A 25,504-nucleotide genomic window follows, 5' to 3' on the forward strand; every position below is an offset into this window, starting at 1 on the left:
GCCGCGTGACCGGTGTCGCCCTGTTCCTGGCCGTCTTCCTGGCATGCGTGGTCGAGGCGGTGGAAGCGCTCACCATCGTGCTCGCCGTCGGCACCACCCGCGGGTGGTCGTCCGCCTTGAAGGGGATGTCGGTGGCTCTGCTGGCCCTCGCCGTGATCATCGCCGCCCTTGGCCCGGCCGTGGCCTCCCTGCCGCTCGGGGTGCTGCGCCTGGTGGTGGGTGGACTGCTGCTCGTGTTCGGGTTGGGCTGGCTGCGCAAGGCGATTCTCCGCGCCAGTGGCAACAAGGCCCTGCATGACGAGGACGCTGCCTTCCAGCGCGAGGTGTTGGCCGCCCGGTCCGCCTCGGATGAGCGCCGCCCCTGGGTGGGCGACTGGTACGCCTTCACGCTCGCCTTCAAGGGGGTGCTGCTGGAGGGGCTGGAGGTGGTCTTCATCGCCTTGACCTTCGGCAGCAACCAGCACAACCTGCCCCTGGCCGCTGTCGGTGCCGGGCTCGCCGTGGTGGTGGTGGCCGCGGTCGGCATGGCCGTGAGAGCGCCGCTGTCGAGAGTGCCCGAGAACACGCTCAAGTTCGGGGTCGGAGTGATGCTCACCTCGTTCGGGCTGTTCTGGGGGGCGGAGGGCGCCGGGGCCCACTGGCCCGGAGCCGATGCCGCACTGCTGGTGCTGATCCCCCTGGTGCTGGTCTTCGCGCTGCTGCTCGTCCGGGTGTTCCGGCGGACGAACGCGGCACCGACGGTGTCGGGCGATCACGTGCCGGCGAAGGTATGAGAGGTGTTTGACATGCGCATGCTGAGGTCGTTCGGGGCATTCTGGTGGGACTTCATCGTCGGCGATGACTGGCTCGTGGCCGCAGCCGTCGTCGTGGGGCTGGTGGCCACCTGGCTGGTCAGCCATCACACCCGTCTGGAGGCGTGGTGGGTCATGCCGGTCATGGTGGTGCTCGTGCTGCCGCTGAGCGTGAGGCGGCTCACCTCGAAGGCCAACTCCTGATCGACGACCGTCGGACCGGTGTCGCCACCGAACCCCCGACGCGGGGGCCCGACTCAGGTGCGCAGGTCGACGATGTCGATGGAAACCTCGACAGCAGGCACACGTCCTCGGTTCTCGAGCCAGTGCTCGGTCGTGTGGTCCTCGGGCCAACCCAGACCCGGCCCGTAGTCCGTGGCGCTGCCGTCGCGGAGGTCGGTGATCGTCCCCTCGAGCACGTAGACCACGCCCGGACGGCCAACGTGGTCGTGGATCGGGCCGAAGATCGCCCCCGGGGCCATGGTCACCCGTCGCAGCCTCAGTTGAAGGCCGTCCATCCCCTCGACCTCGGGGCCGAGATCGATGTCGCTGAGGGTCTCGACGCTCACCCCGGTGGTGGGGGAGTGTCGGTGGTCGGAAGGTTCGGTCGGGGTGGACATGCTCGCATCATGCGCCTGCCCGGGGTCGATGTCGATGGCTGGCGGTCATCGGTCGGGCCTAACCGCCGGCGATCACCTGCTTGATCTCGTCCACGCGTGCGATCAATCCCGACAGGGGGGTGCGGAACACCACCCCCGAGACGCTGACGGCACCCGACGGACGAGTGGGGGAGTTCAGGTAGGCGGCGACCGCCACGCAGTTGATGCCCACCTCGTTCTCCTGGTCATCGGTGGCGTACCCGAGGTCGCGCACCTCCTCCAGGGCCTCGTGCAGTCTCAGTGGATCGGTGATGGAGTGCGGGGTGCGTCCTTCGAGGGGCGCGGCCCCGACCCAGCGGAACAGTTGCTCGCGGGTGGTCACCTGATGGGCCAAAAGCAGTTTGCCGACAGCGGTCAGGTGGGCGGGGTTGCGTCCGCCGATGGCCGAGGTCAGGCGGACCCCACCGCGTGGGGGGTCGGCCTTCGACCGGTAGACGACCGATCGTCCGTCGAGCACCGCGTAGTGGGCCGTCTCCCCGAACCGTGACGCCAACTCGGTCAGGATCGGACGAACCCGGAGGTGGTCGGGACGGGCCTCCTGGTGCTGGAACGCGAGCCTGAGGTACTCGTCGCCCAACAGGTAGTGCCCATGACCGGTGGTGGTGGCGAAGCCGACCCGGCGCAGGGTGGTGAGGGCGCGGTGGACCGTCGACTTGGGGCTGTCGAGTTGGGTGGCGAGATCGTCGAGTGAGACGCCGTCGGGTTGCTCGGCGAGCAGCACGAGCACAGCGAGCACGCGCTCTGCCCCCACCACCTTCTCCTGCTTGTCGGCGGGTGTCGTATCGCTCACGGGAACCATTCCACCAGCCACAGGGCCGAGTCGTGCTCGCGGGGTGGCAGCGGGAGCCCCGTACGGGTCAGTTCGTCCGAGGTCAGCTCCACCGGCTCGCCGGATCCCCGAGGGAGCGGTGTCACCCGGTGGCGGCCCTTCTGCAGCCCCTGGGGTACCACCGGTTCCCACTCCCACGCCGGAGGGAGCCTGAACCCGACAACCAGTCGGGTGGCTCCGTCCACGAGCTGGAAGGCTGGGGTCCGATGTCCCTGTTCGTCCATCAACGGTTGGGGAGTGATCGCGCTGAGACTCCCGTTCTCGAGCAGCGGCCTGACCCATTCCTTCCACACGGCCACGTGGGCGGCGAGGCGCTCCTTGAGGTCGGGTCGCATCTCGGTCAGTCGCGCACTGACCCCGAACCGGTGCAGCAGTGCCGCCCGCACCTTCGTGTCGAAGGCCGTTGACCGGAGCAGGGTGCCCGAGTAGTCGACCTTCTGGAACCTGTGCTCGCCCCTCCACTCGCTCTGCATCCAGTGCAGGATCTGTCTGGCGGGCAGCAGTTGGCTGGCGCCCCACAGCACGGCCAGGTGGTGTTCGGTCCAGTCGGGGTCGGAGAGGAAGAACGCGTCGACGTGCTCGGCGAGGCCCGCATCGATGCGCAGGCCACCCGAGGCGCAGGCCTCCCACACCGTGTCGGGGAAGAGCTCATGCAACTCGTCGAAGAGCCGGTAGAGCGCCAGGTAGTGCTGGACGAGACCGTCCTCGGACCCGTGGCCGTGGTCGGTACGTCGACACCCCCGCCCCGGGTCGAGGTTGAAGTCCCACTTGATCCAGCGGGCCCGGGTGGTCGTCGCGAGTTGGACGACCTGGTTCCTCACCCGCTCCAAACCCGCCGCCGACCCCAGACAGACGTTCCCGAGGGAGGTGCCGTGCTCGTCGCGGGCGACGATCTCGGGCAGCTCGATGCTGACGGCGGCGTCCTCTCCGAGGGCCTCGGCCTCGATCCACACCCCGAAGTCGATGCCCAGGTCACGGGTGCGGTCGGCCAACCAGGCCAGGCCGTGGGGGAAGCGGGCGTTGTTGACCAGGTGCCAGTCACCCCTGACCCGGTACCACTCCGTGTCACCGTCGGCCCCGAACCAGCCGGCGTCGAGCACGGCCACCTCGAGCCCCAGTTCGGCGGCGACGGCGGCGTTGGCGAGGAAGACGTCCTCATTGATCTCCGCGTCCTCGTAGGGCCACCAGTGGTTCCACTCCGTCAACAGCGGCGCCCGCCGTGGCGCGGCGCCCATCAGCGCCCCCGTCAGGCACACTCCCGCTGACCCGCGGGTCGCGCCGTGGGCGATGGTCAGGGCCGGGCTCGCTGCCCCGGCCCCCACGTGGTCGGGGAAGGTGATGGTGACCAGGCACCCGTCCGCAGTGCGTGCGGCCGTGGCTGCCCAGTTGCCGCTCCAGTGCCAGGTCAGCGTCCACCACCCTTCGTCGGTCTCGATCCCCAGCCACGGGACCGCTCCCTGGCTCGATCGTCCGGATTCGACCCCGAGCGTGAGTTCTCGCTCGCCGCCCACGGGTCGGAACTCCAGTCCCCAGGAGGAGGTGAAGCCATGCACTGCCCGCACGGTGGCGGGCAGCGTCACCTCCACGGAGGCGACACGGTCGTCGGTGGTCACTCGGTAGGCCCCGTCGAGAGGCTCGACCCGCCACGGGGCAGCCACCCGGGGACCGGGTCGGGTTGAGGTGTTCATCGTGTGCGGTTCCGGCTCACAGCTTCGCCGTCGCCATCTCCTGAATCTTCTGGGCCACCTGTTCGGGAGTCTTGCGGTTGAAGTAGAGGTCGTCGAGGTTGACGCCGAAGACCTGGTTGAAGATCTCCTGCATGTTGGCGGTGTAGATGTCGCCGATCTTCGCGTTCTCGATGTCCTTGAAGGCGCTCGCGAAACCTGCCGGCATGCCAGCCAGCATGTCCTTGGAATTCCTGGCCTCGTTGCTGATCGGGATCCAGTCGTGGTTCTTGGCCATCTGCGGCTGGAAGGTGGTCGCGCTCCACGTGGCGAAGGTCTCGGCCGCGGTCTTGGCCGCCGTCTTCTTCGGGATCACCCATCCACCCAACCAGTAGGGGGCGACCCGCTTGCCCTTCCACAGCGGAATGGCGGTCATGTCCCACTTCGCCTTCATCTGCTGGTAACCCGAAATGGCCCACGTGCCATCACACATCATCGAGATGGCACCGGACGAGAAGTTGGCGCCCGCCTGGTTGAGGGCGTTGCGCTCCTCGGGCCGAGGAGCGATGTGCTTGTCCCACATCAGGTCCTGGGTGAACTTCATCGCCTCGATCGTGGCGGGGTCGGTCATCTGGAACTTGGTGGGTTCGAGGGCCTTGTCGACCCACGACGAACCCGCGGCCCAGCTCAGCGACTGCAGGCCCCACCAGACTCCGAGGGTTCCGATGTCGAGTCCCCACTGGGTCACCTTGCTCCCGGAGGTCTTCTTCAACTTGCCTGCGGCCGTGACGACGTCGTCCCAGCTCCAGGTCTCGTCGGGGTACTTGAGCCCGGCGGCGTCGAAGTGGTCCTTGTTGTAGAACAACGACATCGACTGGATGTTCTCGGGCACGGCGTAGAGGTTCTTGCCGTCGAAGCGCCACGGGTCGAACAGGGCACTGGGGAACTTCGTGGTGTCGGCGAGGGCGGTGGTGTTGATCACCGGCTGCACGTTCTCGACCAGGTTCTTCTTGTAGTGGGCGTAGGCCTGCACATCCCAGTAGTAGATGTCGAAGGGTTTGCCGGCCGCGTACTGCAACTGCGCCTTCTGCCAGTACTGGTCATAGGGCAGGAAGTTCATCTTGGCCGTGAACCGACCCTTGTACTGCTCGTTGAACAGGGCGACGCGCTTCTTGAAGTTGTCGTCGATCGTGGGTCCGTTCGACCAGCAGTAGACGGTGAGTTCCTTCGCCCCCTCGATCGGCTGGTTGCTGGATCCCGGCGAGACGGTCGGGGTGGACTGGGAGGAACCGTTGTCGTTCGAGCACCCCACCAGTCCGGCGGTGGCGCCGATGCCGAGGCCGCCGAGGACGGCACGGCGGGAGATCTCCGAGATGGTCATGATGGGACCTTTCGCACTAGTCACTTGTTGACCCCACTGAGCACGATGCCGCGGACGAAGTACCGCTGCGCCAGTAGGAAGACGACGATGGATGGGAGCGCCGCGATGGTCGTCGCCGCCATCATCAGGTGCATCTGAGGGCCGATTCGTGGTGAACCGCTGAAGTAGGAGAGGGCGACCGCGATGGTCTGCTTGCTCTCGTCGGTGAGGTAGATGACGGGGCCGAAGAAGTCGTTGTAGGCACCCACGAACGTGAACACCGTCACGGTGGCGATGACGGGAAACGACAGGGGCACGAACATGCTCCACCAGATGCGCAGGTAACTGGCGCCGTCGATACGCGCAGCCTCTTCGACCTCGCGCGGGATGGACAGGTAGAACTGGCGGAACAGGAAGATGAAGAAGGCCGATCCGAAGAAGGCGGGCACCACCAGGGGGGCGAAGGTGTTCAACCAGCCGAGTTTGTTGAACATGATGTAGGTGGGCACCAGGGTGACGGTGCTCGGCAACATCAGGGTGGCCATGAGCAGGGTGAACCAGAACTTCTTGCCGGGGGCCCTGAGGCGTGCGAACCCGTAGGCGGCGAAGGAGCACGACAGCAGAGTTCCCAACACGGTGAGGCCGACGATGGTCGCGGTGTTGAGGATGAACCGCTGGAAGGGCACCAGGCGCATGACCTCCGCGTAGTTGCCCCACTGGGGGCTGAACAGCCACACGGGCGGTGTCTTGAAGACCTCGTCGGCCGACTTCAGGGAGGTCAGGGCCATCCAGATCACGGGCAACAGGACGAAGAAACACCCCACCGAGAGCAGTGCCACCCGAAACGTGGAATTGAGCAGGTGTCTGGTGCGCTTGGTCGCCGGCATCAGTTCTCACCCGCCTCGGTGTGCACCCACACGGGCGTCGACTTGAACACGAGCAGGGTGAGCACCATCACGAGGGCGAAGGCGACCCAGGCGATGGCCGCGGCATAGCCCATCTTCAAGTAGGTGAAGGCGTTCTGGTACAGGTACAGGGGCAACAACATGGTCGAGTTGTTGGGGCCGCCGTTGGTGAGGACGAAGGGTTCAGCGAACACCTGCAGGCTGCCGATGATGCCCATCACGAGGTTGAAGAAGGTGACGTTCGACAGCATCGGCAACGTGATGTACCACTGCTGGCGAAGGGTGCTGGCCCCGTCGACGCGGGCGGCCTCGTACAGGTCGGTGGGCAGGCTCTGGAGGCCCGCGAGATAGATCAGCATGGTGCCGCCGAAACCCCACACGCTCATGAAGATGAGGCTTCGCAGGGCCCATCGTTCGTCCGTGAGCCATGCCGGTCCGTCGATGCCCAACCATCCCAGGACGACGTTGATCAGGCCGTACTCGCCGTTGTACATCCACCGCCAGACCATGGCGACTGCGACGCCACTGATGACACTGGGCAGGTAGTAGGCCGAGCGGAAGAATCCCATCACGGGAAGCTTGCTGTTCAACAACATCGCCAACAGCAGGGCCACCACCATGGTGATCGGCACGCTGATGACGGAGTAGGTGAGGGAGACCCTCAGCGACTTGAGGAACAGCGGGTCCCTGACGAGGGTGGCGTAGTTGTCACCGCCCACCCAGGTCGGGGACGAGAGCATGTCGTACTGGGTGAAGCTGAGCACCAGCGAGGCGACCATGGGGCCCAGCGAGAACAACAGGAGCCCGATGATGGCCGGCGACATGAACATGTACGCGGCTGCCGCCTCACGTCTTCTGGTCGTGCTCGACCGGGCCCTCGTCGACCTCACTGTCGCCTCGTCTCATTCCGATTGATGGAACTAAGTGCTGGGATGCGGAATATCGGCACTATGGCACGGGCTCGATGCGGTGGTCAACGGTTTGGGCCACATCCTGATCCGGTGCCGACCGTTCAGTCGTGCGGGGGGTAGGCGAACACCCGGGCGGATGCTCCTCCGTCGACTCCGAGGCTCTGGCCGTTGACCATGGCGCTGTCGGGCCCGAGCAGGAAGGCGACCACGGTTCCGACCTCCCGCGGATCGACCAGGCGTCCTTGTGGGTGGAGGGCTGCGTATTCGGCGAGCAGCGCCTCCGGGTCGTCCGAGGCGTCCAGGAAGGTCCGGGTCAACGGGGTCATGACAGCACCGGGCCGGACGGCGTTGGTGCGGATGCCGTGGGCTCCCTCGTCCACGGCGAGTTGGCGGGTGAGGGCATCGATGCCTCCCTTGGTCGCGGCGTAGACGAACGAATCGGGAAACCCGGCGCCTGCGTGGATGCTCGAGATGTTCACGATCGACCCCCGCTCCCTGCCGGGCGCCACATCGTGGGCCAGGAACTGCTCCACGGCCACGGCGCAGCCGCGTAGCGTGCCGCCCAGGTTCACGGCAACGATGCGTTCCAGTGCGGCCTCGTCCAGACTGCGCGCCGAGGTGGGCTGCTCGACCCCGGCGTTGTTGACCCACCCGCGCAGCGGCGCCAGTTCGAGCGCGCGAGTCGCAGCCCGGGTCAGGTCGACCCGTGACCTGACGTCGCCCACCACGGCGGTGATGCCCAGGTCCGAGGCGGTGGCCGACAGGGCGCCGCCCTCGACGTCGAGGCCGACGACGGACCACCCCTGATCGACCAGGACTGCAGCGATCCCGCGTCCGATGCCCTGGGCGGCGCCGGTGACCACCACGCTTCGATTCATCCCAACTCCTTGAAGGTTGTTCCAACTACCTGCATTCTGTCGTCATGACAGTGACACGGGAAGTGGTCGAGTCACGCTGCCTCGCCGAGCCGCGATGACCATCATCGACGAACACCTGTCGGTCCACGGGCTGGAGGCCATTGAACTCGACAACGGACGGCTGCGGGTGCTGGTGCTGCCCACGGCCGGAGGACGGGTGTGGCAGGTGCAGTGCCTGCGGACGGGCCGGCGACTGTTGTGGAACAACCCCAGAATCGCGCCTGGCAGACTGCCGATCGGGAGCCGGTTCGATGACACCTTCTCGGGAGGCTGGGACGAGTTGTTCCCCAATGACCTCCCCGAGACCCTCGCCGGTGAGGACTTCCCCGACCACGGCGAGCTGTGGACCGCCTCCTGGGCATGGCGGACGCAGCTGGACGAGCACGGCGATGCCTCGGTTGAGCTCACCCTGGAGACCCCCATCAGCCAGTGCCGGTTCCGCAAGCTCATTCGGCTCAGATCGGGCTCCGACCGTCTCGAGGTCGAGGAGGAGGTCACCAATGTCGGACCGCGCGACCTGCCGGCCCTGTGGAAGCAGCACCTGGCGCTGGCCGTGGCAGAGGGTGACCACATCGAGTTGCCCGGTGGCCGAGCAGAACTCGCCGACTGGGGGAGTCCGCGGGCCGGTGTGCCGGGGGTCGTCTACGACTGGCCCACCTTGGAGGGGCACGACCTGAGCAGCGTGCCGGCGGCCGGCCCGGCCGTGGAGTTCCAGTACGTCACCCAGCTTCCTGAGACCTGGTGTGGCCTGCGCCATCGCGGCGGTGGAGGACTGCGCCTCCAATGGTGCTCCGACCAGGTCGACTCGGTCTGGTTGTTCGCGAGCCACGGGGGATGGCGTGGGATCAGGACCGTCGTGCTCGAACCGTGCACCGGCTGGCCGCTGTCGGTCTCGGCGGGCGTCGAGGCGGGCACGCACCGCGTGCTCCACCCCGGTGAGACCTGGAAGCTGACCATGCGCCTGGGCGTCCACGAGGACGAGATGCCCACCACCCCTCCGAAGGACCATCCATGACCACGACCATCGAGGCCGTCGACCTCTTCTACCTCTCGATGCCTGAGGTGCTCGACATCGGCGACGGCAGCCAGGACATGTGCCTCGTGCGGGTGCGGGCCGGCGGACACACCGGGTGGGGGGAGTGTGAGGCGGCGCCCCTGCCGACGATCGCGGCGCTCATCTGCCCGCTGTCACACTCCGCTTGCCATCCCGTGATCGACTCCGTGGTCGGCGCGAGGCTCGACGACCCGTCCGACATCGCCGCCATTGGTGTCTCGGTGCGCGCCAACAGCCTCGACCTGCTGCAGGCCGACCACACCTGGTCGGGGATCGAGATCGCGCTGTGGGACCTGCTGGGACGCCGTTTCGAGGAGCCGGTGCACCACCTTCTGGGTGCCAGGAACAACCACCCCAAACGTCCGTACGCCTCCGTCCTGTTCGGCGACACCCCCGAGGAGACCTTCGCCAAGGCCCGCGACTTGGCGGGGGAGGGCTGGACGGCCGCCAAGTTCGGCTGGGGCCCGTTCGGTCGTGGCTCGGTGCAGGCCGATGCCGATCTCGTCGTCGCCGCCCGCGAGGGTCTGGGGACCGACGCCGATCTGCTGATCGATGCCGGGACCGTCTTCGGGGCCGATGTCGAAGCAGCCACGGCCCGGCTGCCCGCCCTCGAGGCTGCTGCGGTCACCTGGCTCGAGGAACCGTTCGTCACCGGAGCGCTGGACTCGTACGGACGCCTCGCCACCCGGGCGACGATTGTGCGGCTCGCTGGGGGTGAGGGCGCCCACCAGCCTCATCAGGCGCGGTTGTTGATCGACCACGGTGCCGTGGGCTTCATCCAGGTCGACACCGGCCGCATCGGTGGCATCCAGGACGCTCGCGAGGTCGCCCTGCACGCCGCCTCGAGGGGGGTGCGGTACGTCAACCACACCTTCACCTCGCACCTGGCCCTGTCCGCATCGATCCAGCCGTACGTCGACCTCGGGGATCACGAGCTGTGTGAGTACCCCGCCGAACCCAAGGCCTTGGCCACCGACTGCACCCGCACCCACCTCGTCCCCGGGTCGGACGGACTGGTGAGGGCGCCAGAGGCGCCCGGGCTGGGCCTCGAGGTCGATGTCGAGGCACTGCGCCCCTACCTCGTCGACGTCGACATCACTGTGGGCGGCAGGGTGCTGTACCGCACCCCGGCGCTGGAAGCCTGAAGGAGAACGACATGCCCAGAACAGCACTGGTCACCGGCGGCCTGAGTGGCCTCGGTCTGGCGAGCGTCGAGCGGTTGCGCGCCGACGGGCTGGAGGTGCTCGTGCTCGACGTCGAGCCCGGGGGTGACTTCGTGGTCGACGTGACCGACGTGGAGGCTGTCGAAAGGGCGGTCACACAGGCCGGGCCCATCGACGTGTTGATCAACTCCGCGGGAGTCGTCGGACCGCAGGCTCCGCTCTGGGAACTGGGGGTCGCGGCCTGGCGCCACACCTTCGACGTGAACGTGCACGGCACCTTCCATCTGTGCCGGGCCGTCGTGCCCCAGATGAGGGAACGGGGGTGGGGGCGCATCGTCAACTTCGCCAGCATCGCGGGCAAGGAGGGCAACCCCACCATGGCTGCCTATTCGGCGTCCAAGGCTGCGGTGATCGCGCTCACCAAGTCGCTCGGCAAGGAGTTGGCCACGAGCGGGGTGCTCGTCAACGCCGTCGTCCCGGCCCTCATCGCGACCCCCATGAATGCTGACACCGAACCCGACGTGCTGGCCCGGCTGGCCAGCCTGATCCCCATGAAGCGGGTCGGTGAGGCCTCGGAGGTGGCCGAGCTGGTGGCGTGGTTGGCCTCGGACAAGGTGTCCTTCTCGACCGGCGCCACCTATGACGTCACCGGTGGGCGAGCCACCTACTGACCGCATCTGCGAGCCACCTACTGCGCTTCGCCGGGATCAGCCCGCGAGCGCCCGCTGGGCGCTGCTCTCGGGAGCCAGGTCGAGCCGGCGGAGCAGTTGGGCGTTGAGCGCCACCACCACGGTCGACAGCGACATCAGGATGGCCCCGACCGACATGGGCATCACGAACCCGATGGGCGCCAGAACCCCCGCTGCCAGCGGAACCGAGATCAGGTTGTACCCGGCCGCCCACCACAGGTTCTGCTTCATCTTGCGGTAGGCCGCGCGCGACAGCTCGATCACCGACAGCACCGAACGAGGATCGGAACTGGCCAGGATCACCCCGGCCGAGGCGATCGCGACGTCGGTGCCCGCGCCGATCGCGATGCCGACATCGGCCTGTGCCAGGGCCGGCGCGTCGTTCACGCCGTCACCCACCATGGCCACCCTTCGTCCTTCGTGCTGCAGTTCCTGCACCTTGGCCGCCTTGTGCTCGGGGCGCACCCCGGCGAACACCCGGTCGATGCCGAGTTCGCGGCCCACGGCGTGCGCGACTGCCTCGGCGTCGCCGGTGATCATGACCACCTGGACTCCCCGTCGGTGAAGCGCGTCGATCGCCTCCCGCGACTCCTCGCGCACCTCGTCCGCCAAACGGATGCCGCCCACGACCCCCCCGTCGCGCACGACGTGCAGGATGATGGCACCCTCGCGTCGCCAGTCGTCCGCCTGCGAGATCTCGGACAGGTCCTCCTCGTCGAGCATGGCCGGACCGCCCACGCGCACGACGGTGTCGGCGACGGTGGCGGTGACGCCCACTGCGGGCGATGACGAGAAGCCGGAGGCAGGGGGCAGGTGCAGGCCGGCCTCGTTCGCAGCCCGGACGATGGCCCGGGCCAGGGGGTGCTCGCTGTCGGACTCGGCGGCGCCGGCCAGTGCCAGCAGTTCGTCGGCATCGATGCCGCCGGAGGGCACCACTGCCGTCACCGTGGGTTCCCCGCGGGTCAGGGTGCCGGTCTTGTCGAACAGCACCGTGTCCACGGTGCGCATGCTCTCGAGAGCGAGGCGGTCCTTGATCAGGACCCCACCGCGGGCTGCTCGCTCGGTGGCGATGGACACCACGAGTGGGATGGCCAGGCCGAGGGCGTGGGGGCAGGCAATGACCAGCACGGTGATGGCGCGGACGACGGCGCTGTCGGGCATGCCCAGCAGGGACCACACGAGTCCTGTGATCACGGCGGTGCCGAGAGCGAACCAGAACAGGAGCGCTGCGGCGCGGTCAGCGATGCGCTGGGCCCGCGAGGTGGAGTTCTGTGCCTCGGTCACCAGGCGCTGGATGCCGGCCAGGGCCGTGTCGTCGCCGGTGGCGGTGACACGGACGCGCAGGCTGGAGTCGGTGGCGACGGTGCCCGCGGTCACGTGGTCGTCGGCACCTCGGGTCACCGGTCGCGACTCGCCGGTCACCATTGACTCGTCCATCGCGGCGGTGCCCTCGACGATCACGCCGTCGGCCGGCACGCTCGCGCCCGGCCGGACGAGCACGAGGTCTCCCACCTGCAGATCGGCGGGGGAGACCTTCTCCACCTGCTCGCCATCGATGCGTTCGGCCTCGTCGGGCAGGAGCGCAGCGAGGGAGTCGAGGGCAGAGGTGGTCTGCGCGAGCGAGCGCATCTCGATCCAGTGACCCAGCAGCATGATGACGATCAGCAGCGCCAGCTCCCACCAGAACTCCAACTGGTGGTCGAGCAGAGTGAGGGTCGCGCCCCATGAGGCGATGAAGGCGACCGTGATCGCCAAGGCGATCAGCAACATCATTCCGGGCCTGCGCGAGCGGAGCTCGGCGACCGCGCCGGTGAGGAAGGGCTTGCCGCCCCAGACGTACATCAGGGTGCCGAGGAGCGGCGGGATGACGCGCGCCCACGTGGGCGGCTGATAGCCCAACAGCATCGCGAACATTGGGGAGAGCAGCACCACCGGTACCGCGATCACCAGGTTGATCCAGAACAGTTGGCGGAACTGGCCGACGTGGTCCCCATGACCGGCGTGGGCGTCGTGGCCGGCGTGGGGTTCGTGCGCACCATGGCCGGCGTGGCCGGCGTGGCCGGCGTGGGCGTCGTGGCCGGCGTGGCCGGCGTGGGCGTCGTGCTCCGCCTGGGCTTCGCGGACCCCGAGTTCGGCTGGTCGGGACGGGTCAGGGACGACGGTCTGGGCAGTATCCGCCCCGTAAGGGCGGTCGTTGCGTGTTTGGTCCGTCTCGGGATCGTGCCCCGTGGCGTGGTCGTGAGGGTGCTGGTGAGGCGTGCTCATGCGGTGACCATATACCCCCCTAGGGTATATTCCAAGGGTCCAGTGAAGTATCGGTGGCGACCGCCGCTCGGGGTTACTGTGAGCCCATGGCGAACCAGAACGAGCTGGACCTCAACCACGTCGACACCGCCGCGAAGCCGAGCGGGACCGGCTGCGCCGAATGTCTTGCGAACGGCGGCTGGTGGTTCCACCTCAGGCGCTGCGCTGCCTGCGGACACATCGGCTGCTGCGACTCGTCCCCCTCGCAGCACGCGACGGCCCATTTCCGACAGACGGGTCACCGCTACATCACCAGCTTCGAACCCGGTGAGAACTGGTGGTGGGACTACACGACTGACCAAGCCGTGCGCGGAGTGACATTGCCGCCGCCGGATGCGCGACCTGTCGACCAGGAACCCCCGGCGCCCCGCGACCGGGTTCCCGAGACGTGGCAGGACGAACTCCACTCCTGATGGAGGTCTGACCGCTGGGTCCGGAAGCGCGGGCTCAGCGCAGGGCGGCTGACCGGTCAGTCAGCACCGGAAGACCGGGTACTGCGTGGTCGCGCCCAAGTTGCGACAGACGTAGAGACCGCGCTTGGCCAGTCCGGACTTCATCTGCGAGATCGCGCTCGCGTTGAAGCCATTCCAGCCCATGTGCATCAAGACCGTGTTGTTGGCCCGGGCGTAGGTGACGACGTACCAGACCACCTGCGACTGGGTCTTGCCGCGCCAGTCATTGGTATCGACGTTCCACGTCCAGATGCGCATGACGCGTCGGGCGTAGGCATTGCGGACCGTGATGGTGTTGTAGGCGCCGTACGGCGGTCGTCCGTAGTTGGTCACCACGCCGGGTGAACCCAACTGGGTGTAGGCGCCGTGGTAACTGAGCGTCGTCAGGTCGGGGTGGCTGATGGTGTGGTTGAACACGTAGTGGCCGTTCGCACGGGCGTAGGCCACGTCGAATCGTCCGGTTGCCAGGCAGTTACCGGTGGGGAACAGCACGAGGGCGACGCCGAGATTCTTCGCGCCGACCACGGCCGCCCTGAACTGGCTGAGGCTGTTGGGGCAGTCATCGAAGCTCAGCACCACACGTGAGGTGGTGTTGGGTCCCGAAGCGACCGGGTAACGCGCGTAGTTGTTCAGCACCATCGACGACCACGTCGAGGTGGCCACCACGCCGTTGATCGGCAAGGAGCGATACGAGGCCTGGTACCTGCGGACGGCGTTGTCGGTGCCCGATCCGAAGTAGCCGGTGGCGTACGTGGCGCCAATGTTGTAGCCCTTCGCCAAGAGCAGCTTCTGCAGGACCGTGACGCATGAACCCGTGTCTCCGTACCTGAGTGTCGGACGAGCCGACACTGGAGTGGACGAGGTGCACGCGTAGGAAGCGGCTGCAGCGGTCGACGGAGCCCCCATCACCATGGGGATGAGCAGGCCCAGCAGGGCCCACACGGCGAGTGTCGCCCGCCTGGTGCGACGTGCCCGCGTGGACATCGGAATGCCTTCTCACAAGCAGGGGGACGGCCCGGTCGCCGCGGATCTCATGCCTGATTCCAGTACACATGCGTTGAGGGACGTGAGCGCTGAGAGGAGTCGAAACCTTCCCGAAGGGCGGTGCGGCGCGGTGGGAAATGAAGAAGGACATTCCGCTGCGGGATGTCCTTCGTGCGGTGGAGCTAAGGGGATTCGAACCCCTGGCCTTCTCATTGCGAACGAGACGCGCTACCAACTGCGCCATAGCCCCATGCCGACCTCAATCGGCACCCGACAGCGTAGCACCGGGCGCGGCCCGACCCCAAAGTCGGCGGCCTGGTCAGTCGAGGCAGAACTCGTTGCCCTCGGGGTCGGCCATCACGATGAAGCCGAACTCCAGCGGACCGGGCTCGAAACGCTCTCGCCGGGTGGCGCCGAGCGCCACCAGTCGCTCCGCCTCGTGCTCCAGGGTCGCCATCCGCTCGTCCCCTTGCTGTCCTTCGGCGGAACGGACGTCGATGTGCAGTCGGTTCTTCGCCGTCTTGGGTTCTGGGACCGCCTGGAAGAACAGCCGGGGGCCCTTCCTCTCGGGGTCGATGATGGCGAACCGTCCGGTCCGCTGGTCCTCGGGCACACCACGGTCGTCCAGGAAGGTCTCCCACGCGGCCAGGGTCTCGTCGACCGAACCGATCTCCCCTCCGGGCGGTGGGTCGACGGCGTAGCCCAGCACCTCGACCCAGAACAGGCCGAGGGCCTCCGCGTCGCGGGCGTCAAACGTGAGCTGGATGGCCTTGGCCATGGTTCCTCCTGGTGTCGTCAGTGCCAGATGCCGCTGGACCCCCGCCGGTGGGAGCCCAACAAGTGGGTGTCCACAATTCCGATCGCCTCCATCAAGGCAAACATGGTCGTCGGCCCGACGTGCCGAAAACCGCGCTTCTTTAGTGCTCGTGACAAAGCCACCGACTCCGGTGACTGGCTCGGCACCTCGGCGTACGAGGTCGGTCGGGGGGTGTGCTCCGGCTGGAAACTCCACACGAAGGTGCCCAGCCCGCCGTCCTCCCTCAGCGCCACGGTGGCACGGGCGTTCGCGATGGTTGCCTCGACCTTGCGAAGGTTGCGGACGATGCCAACATCGGCCATCAGCCGTTCCACGTCGCGTTCGTCGAAGGCCGCGACGGCGTCTGCCTCGAAGTTGGCGAAGGCGCGCCTGAAGTTCTCGCGTTTGCGCAGGATGGTGGCCCAACTCAGCCCGGACTGGAAGGCCTCGAGGCTCAACCGCTCGAACACGCCCCGCTCGTCGCGCACCGGCATGCCCCACTCGGTGTCGTAGTACTGCTGCATCAGTTCGTCGTTCGCGGCCCAACCCGGCCGAGCGAGGCCGTCCTCGCCGACCACCACGTCCGCCCCCACCTCGTCAAGATTCACAGTCGCCATGCTCGCACCGACCTGCGACAGTTTCGTCGACGAGGGCCAAGGCCGGGGCAGGGGTGAGGGCGCGCCGCGGTTCGGGTGACGCCTGAATCGCTTCAGCAGAAATTGTCGGAACCGCGACCTAACGTGAACCCAACACCCCGGGCTTCCGACTCGAGTGGCCCGCACCGCAGCAGCAACACCGCACAGGAGCAGTGATGACCAGCGAGCAGAATGGCAGCCCGTCCAATCCCGATCCCGTCTGGGAGCCACCGCTGGCCGGCACCGACGTGCAGCACCTGGTGGGTTCCCTCGAGCGCATGCGTGCGACCTTCTCGTGGAAGGCCTGGGACCTCACCGACGAGCAGCTCGTCCAAACCGTCGGTGCGTCCAACCTGTCAATGGCAGGCCTGCTCAAGCACCTGGCCTGCGTCGAGGACGAGATGTTCGGGTGGAAGTTCCACGGTGAGCGCCCCGAGAACTTCGTGCGGTTCAATGCGGGTCACGAGGACGACGACGATGACCTGTGGATGTTCACCCTTGACCCCGGCCAGACGGGATCCGAGGTCTATCAGGCCTGGTCGCAGGGGGTGGGACGGTCCCGTGCCCGCCTCCAGCGGGTCATCGACGAGGGCGGCTTCGATCGCCCCGCCCATCTGGCTTGGGGGGACGAGCACGTCAGCTTCCGGCGGCTGATGCACGACGTCATCGAGGAGTACTCCAGGCACACGGGTCACGCCGACCTGCTACGCGAAGCCATTGACGGCCGCGTGGGGGAGGATCCGCCCCGCACGTGGCTGACACCCGCTTCGTGAAGTACACCGCCGGGACCCTGGGACCTCCCACGACTCCACAAGGCACGGCGGCCCGCTGAGATGGCATGCTGACCGGAATGGGTGAAGTCTTTGGTGGTCGCTATGAACTGGTCGATCCGCTCGCAAGCGGTGGCTCCGGTGTGGTCTGGCGCGTGTGGGACCTGCGGGAGTCCACGTTCCGGGCGGCCAAGGTGCTCAAGCAGTCCGACTCCGCGTCGCTGCTGAGGTTCATGCGCGAGACCGGGTGGCGCATCAGCCATCCGCACGTGGTCACGCCCCTGGGCTGGGTCGGTGAGGACGACCGGATGATGTTCACCATGCCCCTGGTTCGCGGCGGATCAGTGTCGGGACTATTCAAGCGCCGCGGTCCGCTTCCCCCTGGGTTCGCCGCTGCTGTCACTGACCAACTGCTCGACGCGCTCGAGAAGGTGCATGCCCAAGGTCTGGTTCACCGCGACGTGAAGCCGGCCAATCTGCTGCTCAACCCCGTCAGCGCCCACCAACCGCCTGAGGCGATGCTCACCGACTTCGGCATTGCCGCTCCGGTCGGCGAGCCGCGCATGACCCGGGTCACCGAGGTGATCGGCACCCCCGGATACATGTCACCCGAAGCAGCCGTGGGTGTGGACCCCGAACCGAAGCAGGACCTCTACTCGGTGGGCGTCGTCCTGCTCGAGATGCTCACGGGTCAGCGACCCCCGCAGACGGGCAAACCCGTCATCCCGACGGCGGCTGAGCAGGTGCCCTTGGGCCGATTCATCGCACGACTGCTGGCGGACGAGGACACGCGCATCGCAACCGCCACCGAGGCCCGTACGGCCCTCGCCGAGATCGACCTGCCCACGCAGCGCCAAGGCGTGGAGGTGCCGGATCTGATCCCCGCCCTGCCCGAGGGTTGGACCGATCAAGGCCCCCTGCCGTCCCGTCCCGCGCATGCACCCACCCAGGTGCGCTCGGAAGGATTCACCCCCACGCAGATGCGGGACTCCCAGCGCTCGAGCCGGCCCGCACCCGCACACCCCATGTCGGGCCAGTCCGCACCCGGTCAGTTCGGGACGGGCCAGTTCGGGCAGGGCCCGACTGCCCCCGGCCCATTCCAGACAGGCCAGTTTGCGCAGCCGCCACTCCCCGCGAACCAGTTCCAGTCCGGACCCCCGACGACACAGTTCCCCACGACAACGCAGGCGCCGACGACTCAGTTCCCGGCTGCGAACCTGCCGACTACCCCGGTGATGACGGCGCCGACAGGAGAGTCGGTGGCCGACTGGTTCCGCTCGCTCACCCCTGTGGCGTGGGCGCTCCTGGCAGCCACGGTGGTGGTGTTCATCATCGTGATCGTGCTGTTGATCGGGTGACCTCCGGGTCACCTCGGGCGACAGCGCGGCGCCCCTGACGCCGAGGGGGTCAGCGGACGCGGCGTCCCAGCTGTGGCGTCTCCTCGCGCGGATCCCGGACAGCGGGTTCGTCGTCCTCGGTGTAGATGCCCGGGGCATCGAAGACCAGATTGGCCCCAGCGTCGTCCGGGGGAGTGGCCGGCGCCAACAGGCGTGCCACGTGGTAGCCGATGACGGTGACCAAGGTGCCCAGGGCGATGCCACCCAGCGAGAAGGTGGGGCTGAAGGTCAGGGTCACGTTGCCGATCCCGATGATGATGCCCGCGGCCAACGGAACCAGGTTGACGGGGTTGCCGAAGTCGACGCGGTTCTCCTTCCAGATCTTCGCGCCGAGCAGGCCGATCATGCCGTAGAGCACCACCGTGATGCCGCCGAGCACGCCCGGGGGAGTCGCCGAGACCACCGCACCGAACTTGGGCGAGAAGCCGAACAGGATCGCAACGACGGCGGCGACGACATAGGCAGCAGTCGAGTAGACACGGGTGGAGGCCATCACGCCGATGTTCTCGGCGTAGGTGGTGGTGGGACCGGCGCCCACCGCCGAGGCCAGGGTCGAGGCGAGACCGTCGGCGGCGACGGCTCGTCCCATGTCGCCGTCAAGGTTCTTGCCGGTCATCTCGGCGACGGCCTTCACGTGGCCGGTGTTCTCCGCGATCAGCGCGATCACGACCGGAAGTGCGACGAGCGCGAAGGCGAAGCTGAACTGGGGGGTGTGGAAGCCGACGACGTTCGTGGTGGCACCGAACTTCCAGTGGGCGAGGTCGGTGATCGGGGGCAGCCCGACCCAGTCGGCGGACCGCACCCCGTGCCATGCGATCCGATACGCCGAGGACGAGGACCCGTCCGCGGCGGTGGTGGTGATCGGTCCCAGCACGCGGTCAAGGACGGCGCTGAGGGCATAGCCGAAGACCAGCGACAGGAAGATGGCGATTCGTCCGAGGTAGCCGCGCAACCCCACCGACAGCACGATGACGACGACCATCACGATGGCGGCCGTGAGCTGGTCCTTGGGCCAGTAGACCCCGGCCACGACCGGGGCGAGATTGAAGCCGATCAGCATGACCACGGCACCGGTCACGGCCGGGGGCAGCACGGCGTGCACGAGCCGGGCGCCGACCAGGTGGATGATGATGCCGATCACCAGCAGTGCCACCGACGTGATCAGCAGCGCCCCGGTGACGGACGCGGGGTTGCCGCCCTGGGCGTAGATCGCAGCCGCGACACCGGTGAACGATGCGGACGAGCCGAGGTAACTCGGAACGCGATTCCTGGTCAGGACGATGAACAGCAGGGTCGCGATGCCCGACATCATGACGGCGAGCTGCGGATTGAGCCCCATGAGCAGGGGGAAGACGAAGGTGGCCCCGAACATGGCGACGACGTGCTGGGCGCCGAGCCCGACGGTCTTGCCCCAACTGAGTCTCTCGTCGGGGGCGACGACGGCGCCCGGCTCGAGATGTCCGTTGCCGTGCAGCTTCCAGATCATGGCTCCCTTTCGCGGACGACCCCGCGGCCGCCTGCGAGCATCGTAGGGGTGGCGGTCGCCGCCGTGGAGTCCGGCCCTCTGGGTGGGCGCGATCCTGCCCTCGTCCCGTCCCACCGCCCTGCCTCCGGGCGGCCGCTTGCCCTCGTTGCGTCCCACCTGCCCTTGGTCGGCCCACTTGCCCTATCCCTGACCGGGGGCAACTGCGCTGGACGGGGGCAGCTGGTCCGGAACGCGGGCAACTGCGCCCACTGAGGGCGGCTCGACCGCGCGTAACGTGGGCACCCGCCACCCCCCAACCAAGGACCCCTAGATCCAGGAGTTGAACCACATCCGCCACAGCCACTGCCGGCGGGTCATCAGCTGGTCGGTCAGGATCGGGTAGATGAACGCGAAGTTGGCCACGATGAGCGCAACGATCGCCCCCACCAGCAGCGACCTGGACCGTCGCTGGGGTGAACCGACGGGTCCGATCACCTTGGCCAGGCACATCGCGAGGATGATGACGGTGAACGGGACGATGCAGATCGCGTAGAAGTAGAACAGCGGACGATCGGCGTACTTGAACCACGGCAGCCACGTCGACAGCAGCGCCACGAGCGGAACGCTGAAACGCCAGTCCCGCTTGGCGAACCAGAAGTACAGCCCTGCGACGATGGCGATCGCCCCCAACCACCACAGCAAGGGGGTGCCCATACCGCTGATCACCCGCAGGCAGGTGTCAGACCCCGTGGCCGTGCACCCGTCCACCCCGGGCTTGATGTCGTTGACGGCGTCGATGCCGATCGTCCGCTGCACCACCAGCCAACCGGCCGGGTTGGCCTCGTAGGTGTGGGTCTGGTGGGCCATGTAGTCGCCGGTGTGGAAGTTGTAGATCTCGTGGTGGTAGTGCAGCAGGGAGGCCAACGGTGCGCCGAACCACTTCACAGTGCGCGCGTCGGGGTTGTCGGCTCCCCACTGACGGAAGTAGCCGCCCTGGGTCTGCAACCAGCGCACCCACGTGCTCAGGTAGACGGCGGCCGCCAGCACGACCATCGACACGAACGCGGGCAGGCCATCAGCGATCAAGGCGAACCATGCCCGCCGTCTCGCGCCGGCGAGGGCGCGCGCCGACACGTCCCAGAGCACGCTCATCACGCCCGTGGTGGCCAGCACGAACATCGAGTTCCACTTCACCGCGATGGCGCAGCCGAACATCACCCCGGCAGCGATCCGCCACGGCCGGATCCAGAACCTCGGGCCGAACGACCCGTCCAGGTCGGCCAGGTCGCGCGCGACCAGATGGGCCGCCAACCGGTGTCGGAACCAGTCGCGGTCCTTCACGACGCACAGCACCGCGGCGACCAGGAAGGTGGCCTGGAAGATGTCGAGCAGCCCGGTGCGGCTCATCACGAACTGCAGACCGTCGACCGTCAGCAGGAAACCGGCGAGGGCACCGATGAACATGCTGCGTGACAGCCGTCGTCCCAGCCGGATGACCAGCACGATCATCACGGTTCCGAAGACCAGCGAGGGAATGCGCCAGCCGAACGAGTTCATGCCGAACAGCCATTCGCCTGAGGCGATCAGCCACTTGCCCAGGGGCGGGTGTACGACGTAGGCGGCCTCGCCGTTCTTGAACAGGTTGCCCAGCTTCCCGTCGCGGATCAGGTCGTTGGCGCCGTCGACGTAGTTGGCCTCGTAGCCGTAGCGCAGCAGGGCCCACGCGTCCTTGGGGTAGTACGTCTCGTCGAACACCAGGTTCTTGGGACGAGCCAGGTACGGCAGCCGGATCATGAAGGCCAGCGCCGCGATCGCGAAGGTGACGACCCATCCCTGCCAGGTGGCCCGCGGCGGGCCGTCCTGCAGCCGCTCGACCGCCGTCAGCGAACGCGTGACCGGGGGCGGGAACCAGTCCTCGGGCGAGGAGATCTCGTCCACGACGGGCCCATAGGTCACCGCCGGTCGGGTCGCCTCGGACTCGAGGAGGGGGCGTTCGCTCACGCGGGCCATCCTAGGGGCGCGGGGGTAACCCGCCTTGGCTGCTCGTGGACGCCACCCGCAGGAGGGAGGTGCCGACCCCTCCGACGGTAAGCAGGCATGATGGGGGCCATGACCGACCTCGACGACGCCGCCATCCCCGGCGGCTGGACCCCCATGCCGGAGGTCGACGTCCCGGGCGCCGCATCGGTGTCGAGCCCCCGCGACGGTCGCGGTCGGGTCATCCTGGCCGGGACGCCCATCGGCGACCGGCACGATGCCTCGGACGCGCTGCGCGAGACACTCACCAGCGCCACGATCATCGCCGCCGAGGACACCCGCCGGTTCCACACGCTGCTGTTGCGGCTGGGGATTCGCACGCAGGCCAAGGTGATCAGCTACTTCGAGGGCAACGAGAGCTCACGCACCCCCGAACTCATCGCCCTGCTGCAGCAGGGCCACGACGTGGTCGTCGTCACCGACGCCGGCATGCCCTCGGTCTCCGACCCCGGCTACCGGCTGGTGCGCGCTGCCCTGGACGCCGGCCTGTCGGTCACCGCGGTCCCCGGCCCCTCCGCGGTGCTCACCGCGTTGGCGCTGTCGGGGTTGCCAGTGGACCGGTTCTGCTTCGAGGGGTTCCTGCCCCGCAAGTCCGAGGCCCGCAGCCGTCGACTCGCCGAACTGCGCACCGAACCACGCACCATGGTGTTCTTCGAGGCCCCCCATCGGTTGGCCGATTTCCTGGACGACGCAGCGGCGGTGCTCGGGGTCGGTCGTCCGGCGGCGGTCTGCCGGGAACTGACCAAGACCCATGAAGAGGTCAGACGCGCCACCTTGGGGGACCTCGCGGACTGGTCGCGCGACCACGCACGGGGCGAGATCACCGTCGTGGTGCAGGGTGCCGAGGCGATCGAGACCAGCCCCGCCGATGCCCTCGACTTGGTGCAGGCGCGCATCTCATCGGGGGAGAAGCTCTCGGCCGCGGTGGCGGAGGTGGCCCAGCTCACCGGGGTCAACAAGAAAGAGTTGTACGCCGCCGCCGTGGCGGCCAAGACCAACCAAGGCAGCCGATGACCACCCAGATCCAGTCCGCGACCCAGTTCGAGGCCTCGAACCTCCCGCCCCTGCCGGAGCCGCTTCCGAGGCCGGTGATCGACTCCCACACCCACGCCGACTCCACCGAACAGTTCTCCGGCCTGGGGGTCGCGCTGAATCTTGACCTGGCCGCGTCGGTCGGGGTCAGCCGCATCGTGCAGGTCGGCTGCGACGTGGCCTCCAGCGAGTTCGCCGTGAACCTCGCTGCCCGCGACCCAAGGGTCGTGGCGGCGGTCGCCATCCATCCCAATGAGGCGGCCAGGGCCGGCGACGACCTCGACGCCATGCTGCTGCGCATCGAGGAGTTGGCGAGCTCGGGCCCTCATGTGCGGGCTGTCGGTGAGACCGGCCTTGACCACTACCGCACCCGTGACGAGGCCGGGCAAGGGCTGCAGGTGAACTCGTTCGCCGGCCACATCGAGATCGCCCACACCTACGACAAGACCCTCGTCATCCACGACCGTGACGCCCACCTGCCCGTGCTGCAGGTGCTCGACGAGGTGGGCGTGCCCGCACGCGTCGTCATGCACTGCTTCTCGGGCGATGCCACGTTCGCACGCGAGTGCCTCGATCGCGGTGCCTGGTTGAGCTTTCCCGGGGTGGTGACCTTCTCGTCCGCGAACGACTTGCGCGATGCCCTCGAGGTGGTGCCCCGCGACCGGTTGCTGGTCGAGACCGACGCCCCCTACCTGACCCCCGTGCCCACCCGCGGCAAACCGAACGCCCCCTACCTGCTCCCGCACACCGTGCGCTTCATCGCCAAGCAGTGGCGCATGGACCTCGCCCAACTCTGCGACCAGCTCACCGCCAACACCGAGGCTGCCTTCGGCGGCCCGTGGGGGACCGCATGACTGACTCCCGCAGCGACGCCCACGGCCTGCTCGGTGCTGCGGCCATCCGGCAGCTGGCTGACCAGGTCGGGCTTCGTCCCACCAAGCAGCGCGGCCAGAACTTCGTCATCGACGCCAACACCGTCCGTCGGATCGTTGCCTTGTCGGGCGTGGGCCCCGACGACACCGTGATCGAGGTCGGCCCCGGCCTGGGTTCCCTGACGCTCGGACTGCTCGAGCAGACCGCCGGTGTGACAGCCGTCGAGATCGAACCCGTGCTCGCCGAGCTGTTGCCCCACACCGTTGCTGCCCGGCTGCCCGAGGCCGCGGATCGGCTGCGGGTGGTGCTCCGAGATGCCCTGCAGGTGAGCGAGCTGCCCGGCCCGGAGCCGACAGCCCTGGTGGCGAACCTGCCCTACAACGTCTCGGTGCCCGTGCTGATCCACCTGCTCGAGACCTTTCCCGGCTGGACGAACGGACTCGTGATGGTGCAGCTGGAGGTTGCCGACCGCATCGCCGCACCACCGGGCTCCAAGGTGTACGGGGTGCCGAGCGCCAAGATCGCGTGGTTCTGCCAGACGACCCGCGTCGGCACCGTGCCACCCAAGGTGTTCTGGCCCGTGCCGAATGTCGAATCAGGTCTGGTCCGGCTCACCCGACGGGAGCCCCCCGCCACCACGGCCAGCCGGGAACAGGTCTTCCGGGTCGTCGACGAAGCCTTCCGGCAACGCCGCAAGATGCTGCGTTCTGCCTTGTCGGGGCTGGCTGGTTCGTCCACGCAGGCATCGGTGGCGATCGAGGCGGCAGGCATCGATCCGCAGTCCCGGGGCGAGGTGCTGGGCATCACCGAGTTCGCCCGGATCGCCGAACAGCTGCAGCTGGCTTCGCTAGGTTCGCAGACGTGACCCAACGCCGCTCGCCCACCGTGCCCCTGGCCGAGGTGCGCGTGCGCGTGCCCGCCAAACTGAACCTGGCGTTGTGCGTGGGCGCCCTCGGGGACGACGGCTACCACCCCCTCGGCACGGTCTTCCACGCCGTCTCGCTGCTCGACGAGGTGACCGCCAGACGCACGGAGAACCCGGGTGTCACCCTGGTCGCGAAGGGAGAGGGTGCCGACCAGCTACCGGACGACGCCCGCAACCTGGCAGTGCGTGCGGCCGAGTTGCTGATCGAGCGCTTCGAACTCGACCGAGCCGGCGTGGCCCTCGAGATTCGCAAACAGATTCCGGTCGCCGGCGGGATGGCCGGTGGTTCGGCCGACGGGGCCGCTGCACTGCTCGCCTGCTCGATGCTGTGGGACCTCGACACCGACCCCGCCGAGTTGCACGACCTCGCGGCCGAACTTGGCAGCGACGTGCCGTTCGCGCTGACCGGCGGCAATGCGGTCGGTACGGGACGAGGCACCGAACTGGTGCCCCTGCTCAGCCGCGGTTCCTTCCACTGGGTGCTCGCCCTGGCCCACGAGGGGCTCTCGACGCCAGCCGTCTTCCGCCGTTTCGACGAGTTGGCCGAGCAGCGGGGGACCCCGCCCAGCACCGATCTCGAGGTGCCCCAGGAACTGCTCAACGCACTCACCACCGGTGATGTGCGCGGAGTGGCCCGTCATCTGCGCAACGACCTGGAGGCCGCCGCCATCGACCTGCGCCCTGAACTGGGGGAGGTGCTCGAACACGGCGTCCACGCCGGAGCGCTGGCCTCGGTGCTGTCGGGATCGGGGCCGACCTGCGCCTTCCTGTGCGAGTCGGAGACCAAGGCCATGGACGTGGCAGCCGCGTTGAGTCACCACCCCGCCGTTCGCGCCGTGCGACGCGCTCGAGGACCGGTGCCGGGGGCTCGTCCCACCGCCTGAGGTGAACC

At 68.0% G+C, this 25,504-nt stretch carries 25 protein-coding genes and 1 tRNA gene; 12 read left to right on the plus strand and 14 right to left on the minus strand.

Translation table 11 applies throughout. From position 1 onward, the window contains the following. The first annotated feature begins 5 nt into the window (after positions 1-5). Positions 6-773 carry a COG4280 domain-containing protein gene (locus tag H507_RS0104200; RefSeq protein ID WP_022909471.1) on the plus strand — a complete coding sequence of 256 codons (768 nt, stop codon included), beginning with the start codon at positions 6-8 and terminating at the stop codon, positions 771-773. Positions 774-785: 12 nt separating this feature from the next. Next, the gene (locus tag H507_RS14635) at positions 786-995 is read left to right on the plus strand and encodes a hypothetical protein (protein WP_022909472.1); all 210 of its coding nucleotides are present in this window, start codon (positions 786-788) and stop codon (positions 993-995) included. Between the two features lie 53 nt (positions 996-1,048). Here H507_RS14635 and H507_RS0104210 read toward each other — a convergent pair whose 3' ends face one another. The 7 genes from H507_RS0104210 to H507_RS0104240 all read right to left on the minus strand — a co-directional run bounded on the left by H507_RS0104210 (position 1,049) and on the right by H507_RS0104240 (position 7,997). After that, positions 1,049-1,411, minus strand: coding sequence for a cupin domain-containing protein (locus tag H507_RS0104210; protein WP_022909473.1), 363 nt, complete (start codon positions 1,409-1,411; stop codon positions 1,049-1,051). Between the two features lie 58 nt (positions 1,412-1,469). After that, positions 1,470-2,240 (minus strand): IclR family transcriptional regulator, encoded by a 771-nt coding sequence (locus H507_RS0104215; protein WP_022909474.1) that lies wholly within the window; start codon positions 2,238-2,240, stop codon positions 1,470-1,472. Continuing rightward, positions 2,237-3,967, minus strand: a complete 1,731-nt coding sequence (locus H507_RS14640; protein ID WP_051139627.1) for a glycoside hydrolase family 36 protein — start codon at positions 3,965-3,967, stop codon at positions 2,237-2,239. Before H507_RS14640 ends, H507_RS0104215 begins: the two co-directional genes overlap by 4 nt. A 16-nt stretch (positions 3,968-3,983) precedes the next feature. Beyond that, on the minus strand, positions 3,984-5,324 hold the full coding sequence (locus H507_RS0104225) for an ABC transporter substrate-binding protein (protein WP_022909476.1): 1,341 nt from the start codon (positions 5,322-5,324) through the stop codon (positions 3,984-3,986). Between the two features lie 20 nt (positions 5,325-5,344). Then, complete coding sequence (locus tag H507_RS14645) at positions 5,345-6,190, minus strand: carbohydrate ABC transporter permease (protein ID WP_022909477.1); 846 nt, start codon at positions 6,188-6,190, stop codon at positions 5,345-5,347. Further along, complete coding sequence (locus tag H507_RS0104235; protein ID WP_051139628.1) at positions 6,190-7,038, minus strand: carbohydrate ABC transporter permease; 849 nt, start codon at positions 7,036-7,038, stop codon at positions 6,190-6,192. Before H507_RS0104235 ends, H507_RS14645 begins: the two co-directional genes overlap by 1 nt. Positions 7,039-7,220: 182 nt before the next feature. Beyond that, positions 7,221-7,997, minus strand: coding sequence for an SDR family NAD(P)-dependent oxidoreductase (locus tag H507_RS0104240; protein WP_022909479.1), 777 nt, complete (start codon positions 7,995-7,997; stop codon positions 7,221-7,223). 94 nt (positions 7,998-8,091) lie between these two features. On the opposite strand from H507_RS0104240, the gene H507_RS0104245 reads away from it, so the two are divergent. Genes H507_RS0104245 through H507_RS0104255 form a run of 3 tightly spaced genes read left to right on the plus strand, consistent with a single transcriptional unit; the run spans position 8,092 to position 10,924 of the window. Next, complete coding sequence (locus tag H507_RS0104245) at positions 8,092-9,051, plus strand: aldose epimerase family protein (protein WP_022909480.1); 960 nt, start codon at positions 8,092-8,094, stop codon at positions 9,049-9,051. Continuing rightward, entirely contained in the window at positions 9,048-10,235 is a 1,188-nt protein-coding gene (locus H507_RS0104250; RefSeq protein ID WP_022909481.1) for a mandelate racemase/muconate lactonizing enzyme family protein, read from the plus strand. Before H507_RS0104245 ends, H507_RS0104250 begins: the two co-directional genes overlap by 4 nt. 11 nt (positions 10,236-10,246) lie before the next feature. After that, a complete protein-coding gene (locus H507_RS0104255) occupies positions 10,247-10,924 on the plus strand; it encodes an SDR family NAD(P)-dependent oxidoreductase (RefSeq protein WP_022909482.1) in 678 nt (225 codons plus the stop codon). Between the two features lie 36 nt (positions 10,925-10,960). On the opposite strand, the gene H507_RS0104260 is transcribed toward H507_RS0104255, so the two are convergent. Then, positions 10,961-13,207 carry a heavy metal translocating P-type ATPase gene (locus H507_RS0104260; protein ID WP_022909483.1) on the minus strand — a complete coding sequence of 749 codons (2,247 nt, stop codon included), beginning with the start codon at positions 13,205-13,207 and terminating at the stop codon, positions 10,961-10,963. 86 nt (positions 13,208-13,293) lie between these two features. Between H507_RS0104260 and H507_RS0104265 the strand changes: the two genes are divergently transcribed. Further along, positions 13,294-13,659, plus strand: a complete 366-nt coding sequence (locus tag H507_RS0104265) for a UBP-type zinc finger domain-containing protein (protein WP_022909484.1) — start codon at positions 13,294-13,296, stop codon at positions 13,657-13,659. A gap of 60 nt (positions 13,660-13,719) precedes the next feature. On the opposite strand, the gene H507_RS17190 is transcribed toward H507_RS0104265, so the two are convergent. The 4 genes from H507_RS17190 to H507_RS0104285 all read right to left on the minus strand — a co-directional run bounded on the left by H507_RS17190 (position 13,720) and on the right by H507_RS0104285 (position 16,095). After that, entirely contained in the window at positions 13,720-14,682 is a 963-nt protein-coding gene (locus H507_RS17190) for a polysaccharide deacetylase family protein (protein WP_022909485.1), read from the minus strand. A gap of 177 nt (positions 14,683-14,859) precedes the next feature. Further along, a tRNA-Ala gene (locus tag H507_RS0104275) sits at positions 14,860-14,932 on the minus strand. Between the two features lie 69 nt (positions 14,933-15,001). After that, entirely contained in the window at positions 15,002-15,460 is a 459-nt protein-coding gene (locus H507_RS0104280) for a VOC family protein (RefSeq protein WP_022909486.1), read from the minus strand. Positions 15,461-15,477: 17 nt separating this feature from the next. After that, complete coding sequence (locus H507_RS0104285; protein WP_022909487.1) at positions 15,478-16,095, minus strand: DNA-3-methyladenine glycosylase I; 618 nt, start codon at positions 16,093-16,095, stop codon at positions 15,478-15,480. Positions 16,096-16,289: 194 nt separating this feature from the next. On the opposite strand from H507_RS0104285, the gene H507_RS0104290 reads away from it, so the two are divergent. Both H507_RS0104290 and H507_RS14655 read left to right on the plus strand, forming a co-directional pair. After that, on the plus strand, positions 16,290-16,886 hold the full coding sequence (locus H507_RS0104290) for a mycothiol transferase (RefSeq protein WP_022909488.1): 597 nt from the start codon (positions 16,290-16,292) through the stop codon (positions 16,884-16,886). Between the two features lie 77 nt (positions 16,887-16,963). After that, complete coding sequence (locus tag H507_RS14655) at positions 16,964-18,241, plus strand: serine/threonine-protein kinase (protein WP_169512678.1); 1,278 nt, start codon at positions 16,964-16,966, stop codon at positions 18,239-18,241. A gap of 49 nt (positions 18,242-18,290) precedes the next feature. Here H507_RS14655 and H507_RS0104300 read toward each other — a convergent pair whose 3' ends face one another. Further along, positions 18,291-19,766 (minus strand): uracil-xanthine permease family protein, encoded by a 1,476-nt coding sequence (locus H507_RS0104300; protein ID WP_022909490.1) that lies wholly within the window; start codon positions 19,764-19,766, stop codon positions 18,291-18,293. A 306-nt stretch (positions 19,767-20,072) separates the two neighbouring features. Beyond that, on the minus strand, positions 20,073-21,629 hold the full coding sequence (locus tag H507_RS0104305; RefSeq protein WP_026377760.1) for a dolichyl-phosphate-mannose--protein mannosyltransferase: 1,557 nt from the start codon (positions 21,627-21,629) through the stop codon (positions 20,073-20,075). 270 nt (positions 21,630-21,899) lie between these two features. On the opposite strand from H507_RS0104305, the gene rsmI reads away from it, so the two are divergent. Genes rsmI through H507_RS0104325 form a run of 4 tightly spaced genes read left to right on the plus strand, consistent with a single transcriptional unit; the run spans position 21,900 to position 25,496 of the window. Further along, complete coding sequence (rsmI, locus tag H507_RS0104310; protein WP_051139692.1) at positions 21,900-22,796, plus strand: 16S rRNA (cytidine(1402)-2'-O)-methyltransferase; 897 nt, start codon at positions 21,900-21,902, stop codon at positions 22,794-22,796. Further along, entirely contained in the window at positions 22,793-23,668 is an 876-nt protein-coding gene (locus tag H507_RS0104315; RefSeq protein WP_022909493.1) for a TatD family hydrolase, read from the plus strand. The genes rsmI and H507_RS0104315 overlap by 4 nt, the downstream gene beginning before the upstream one ends. Further along, a complete protein-coding gene (gene rsmA / locus H507_RS0104320; RefSeq protein WP_022909494.1) occupies positions 23,665-24,552 on the plus strand; it encodes a 16S rRNA (adenine(1518)-N(6)/adenine(1519)-N(6))-dimethyltransferase RsmA in 888 nt (295 codons plus the stop codon). Before H507_RS0104315 ends, rsmA begins: the two co-directional genes overlap by 4 nt. Beyond that, entirely contained in the window at positions 24,549-25,496 is a 948-nt protein-coding gene (locus H507_RS0104325) for a 4-(cytidine 5'-diphospho)-2-C-methyl-D-erythritol kinase (RefSeq protein ID WP_022909495.1), read from the plus strand. Before rsmA ends, H507_RS0104325 begins: the two co-directional genes overlap by 4 nt. Positions 25,497-25,504: the final 8 nt, after the last annotated feature.

The organism is Aestuariimicrobium kwangyangense DSM 21549 (assembly GCF_000421525.1).
Taxonomy (GTDB): Bacteria; Actinomycetota; Actinomycetes; order Propionibacteriales; family Propionibacteriaceae; genus Aestuariimicrobium; species Aestuariimicrobium kwangyangense.

What these genes read in the sequence shown, in the direction of transcription:
- H507_RS0104255 (WP_022909482.1), top strand. Translation starts at nt 10,247, where the DNA reads ATGCCCAGAACAGCACTGGTCACCGGCGGCCTGAGTGGCCTCGGTCTG.
- H507_RS0104225 (WP_022909476.1), bottom strand. Translation starts at nt 5,324, where the DNA reads ATGACCATCTCGGAGATCTCCCGCCGTGCCGTCCTCGGCGGCCTCGGC.
- H507_RS0104245 (WP_022909480.1), top strand. Translation starts at nt 8,092, where the DNA reads ATGACCATCATCGACGAACACCTGTCGGTCCACGGGCTGGAGGCCATT.
- H507_RS0104265 (WP_022909484.1), top strand. Translation starts at nt 13,294, where the DNA reads ATGGCGAACCAGAACGAGCTGGACCTCAACCACGTCGACACCGCCGCG.
- H507_RS0104210 (WP_022909473.1), bottom strand. Translation starts at nt 1,411, where the DNA reads ATGTCCACCCCGACCGAACCTTCCGACCACCGACACTCCCCCACCACC.
- H507_RS0104300 (WP_022909490.1), bottom strand. Translation starts at nt 19,766, where the DNA reads ATGATCTGGAAGCTGCACGGCAACGGACATCTCGAGCCGGGCGCCGTC.
- H507_RS0104315 (WP_022909493.1), top strand. Translation starts at nt 22,793, where the DNA reads ATGACCACCCAGATCCAGTCCGCGACCCAGTTCGAGGCCTCGAACCTC.
- H507_RS0104250 (WP_022909481.1), top strand. Translation starts at nt 9,048, where the DNA reads ATGACCACGACCATCGAGGCCGTCGACCTCTTCTACCTCTCGATGCCT.
- H507_RS14645 (WP_022909477.1), bottom strand. Translation starts at nt 6,190, where the DNA reads ATGCCGGCGACCAAGCGCACCAGACACCTGCTCAATTCCACGTTTCGG.
- H507_RS14655 (WP_169512678.1), top strand. Translation starts at nt 16,964, where the DNA reads ATGGGTGAAGTCTTTGGTGGTCGCTATGAACTGGTCGATCCGCTCGCA.
- H507_RS0104290 (WP_022909488.1), top strand. Translation starts at nt 16,290, where the DNA reads ATGACCAGCGAGCAGAATGGCAGCCCGTCCAATCCCGATCCCGTCTGG.
- H507_RS0104235 (WP_051139628.1), bottom strand. Translation starts at nt 7,038, where the DNA reads ATGTTCATGTCGCCGGCCATCATCGGGCTCCTGTTGTTCTCGCTGGGC.
- H507_RS0104280 (WP_022909486.1), bottom strand. Translation starts at nt 15,460, where the DNA reads ATGGCCAAGGCCATCCAGCTCACGTTTGACGCCCGCGACGCGGAGGCC.
- H507_RS17190 (WP_022909485.1), bottom strand. Translation starts at nt 14,682, where the DNA reads ATGTCCACGCGGGCACGTCGCACCAGGCGGGCGACACTCGCCGTGTGG.
- H507_RS14640 (WP_051139627.1), bottom strand. Translation starts at nt 3,967, where the DNA reads ATGAACACCTCAACCCGACCCGGTCCCCGGGTGGCTGCCCCGTGGCGG.
- H507_RS14635 (WP_022909472.1), top strand. Translation starts at nt 786, where the DNA reads ATGCGCATGCTGAGGTCGTTCGGGGCATTCTGGTGGGACTTCATCGTC.
- H507_RS0104260 (WP_022909483.1), bottom strand. Translation starts at nt 13,207, where the DNA reads ATGAGCACGCCTCACCAGCACCCTCACGACCACGCCACGGGGCACGAT.
- rsmA (WP_022909494.1), top strand. Translation starts at nt 23,665, where the DNA reads ATGACTGACTCCCGCAGCGACGCCCACGGCCTGCTCGGTGCTGCGGCC.
- rsmI (WP_051139692.1), top strand. Translation starts at nt 21,900, where the DNA reads ATGCCGGAGGTCGACGTCCCGGGCGCCGCATCGGTGTCGAGCCCCCGC.
- H507_RS0104285 (WP_022909487.1), bottom strand. Translation starts at nt 16,095, where the DNA reads ATGGCGACTGTGAATCTTGACGAGGTGGGGGCGGACGTGGTGGTCGGC.
- H507_RS0104240 (WP_022909479.1), bottom strand. Translation starts at nt 7,997, where the DNA reads ATGAATCGAAGCGTGGTGGTCACCGGCGCCGCCCAGGGCATCGGACGC.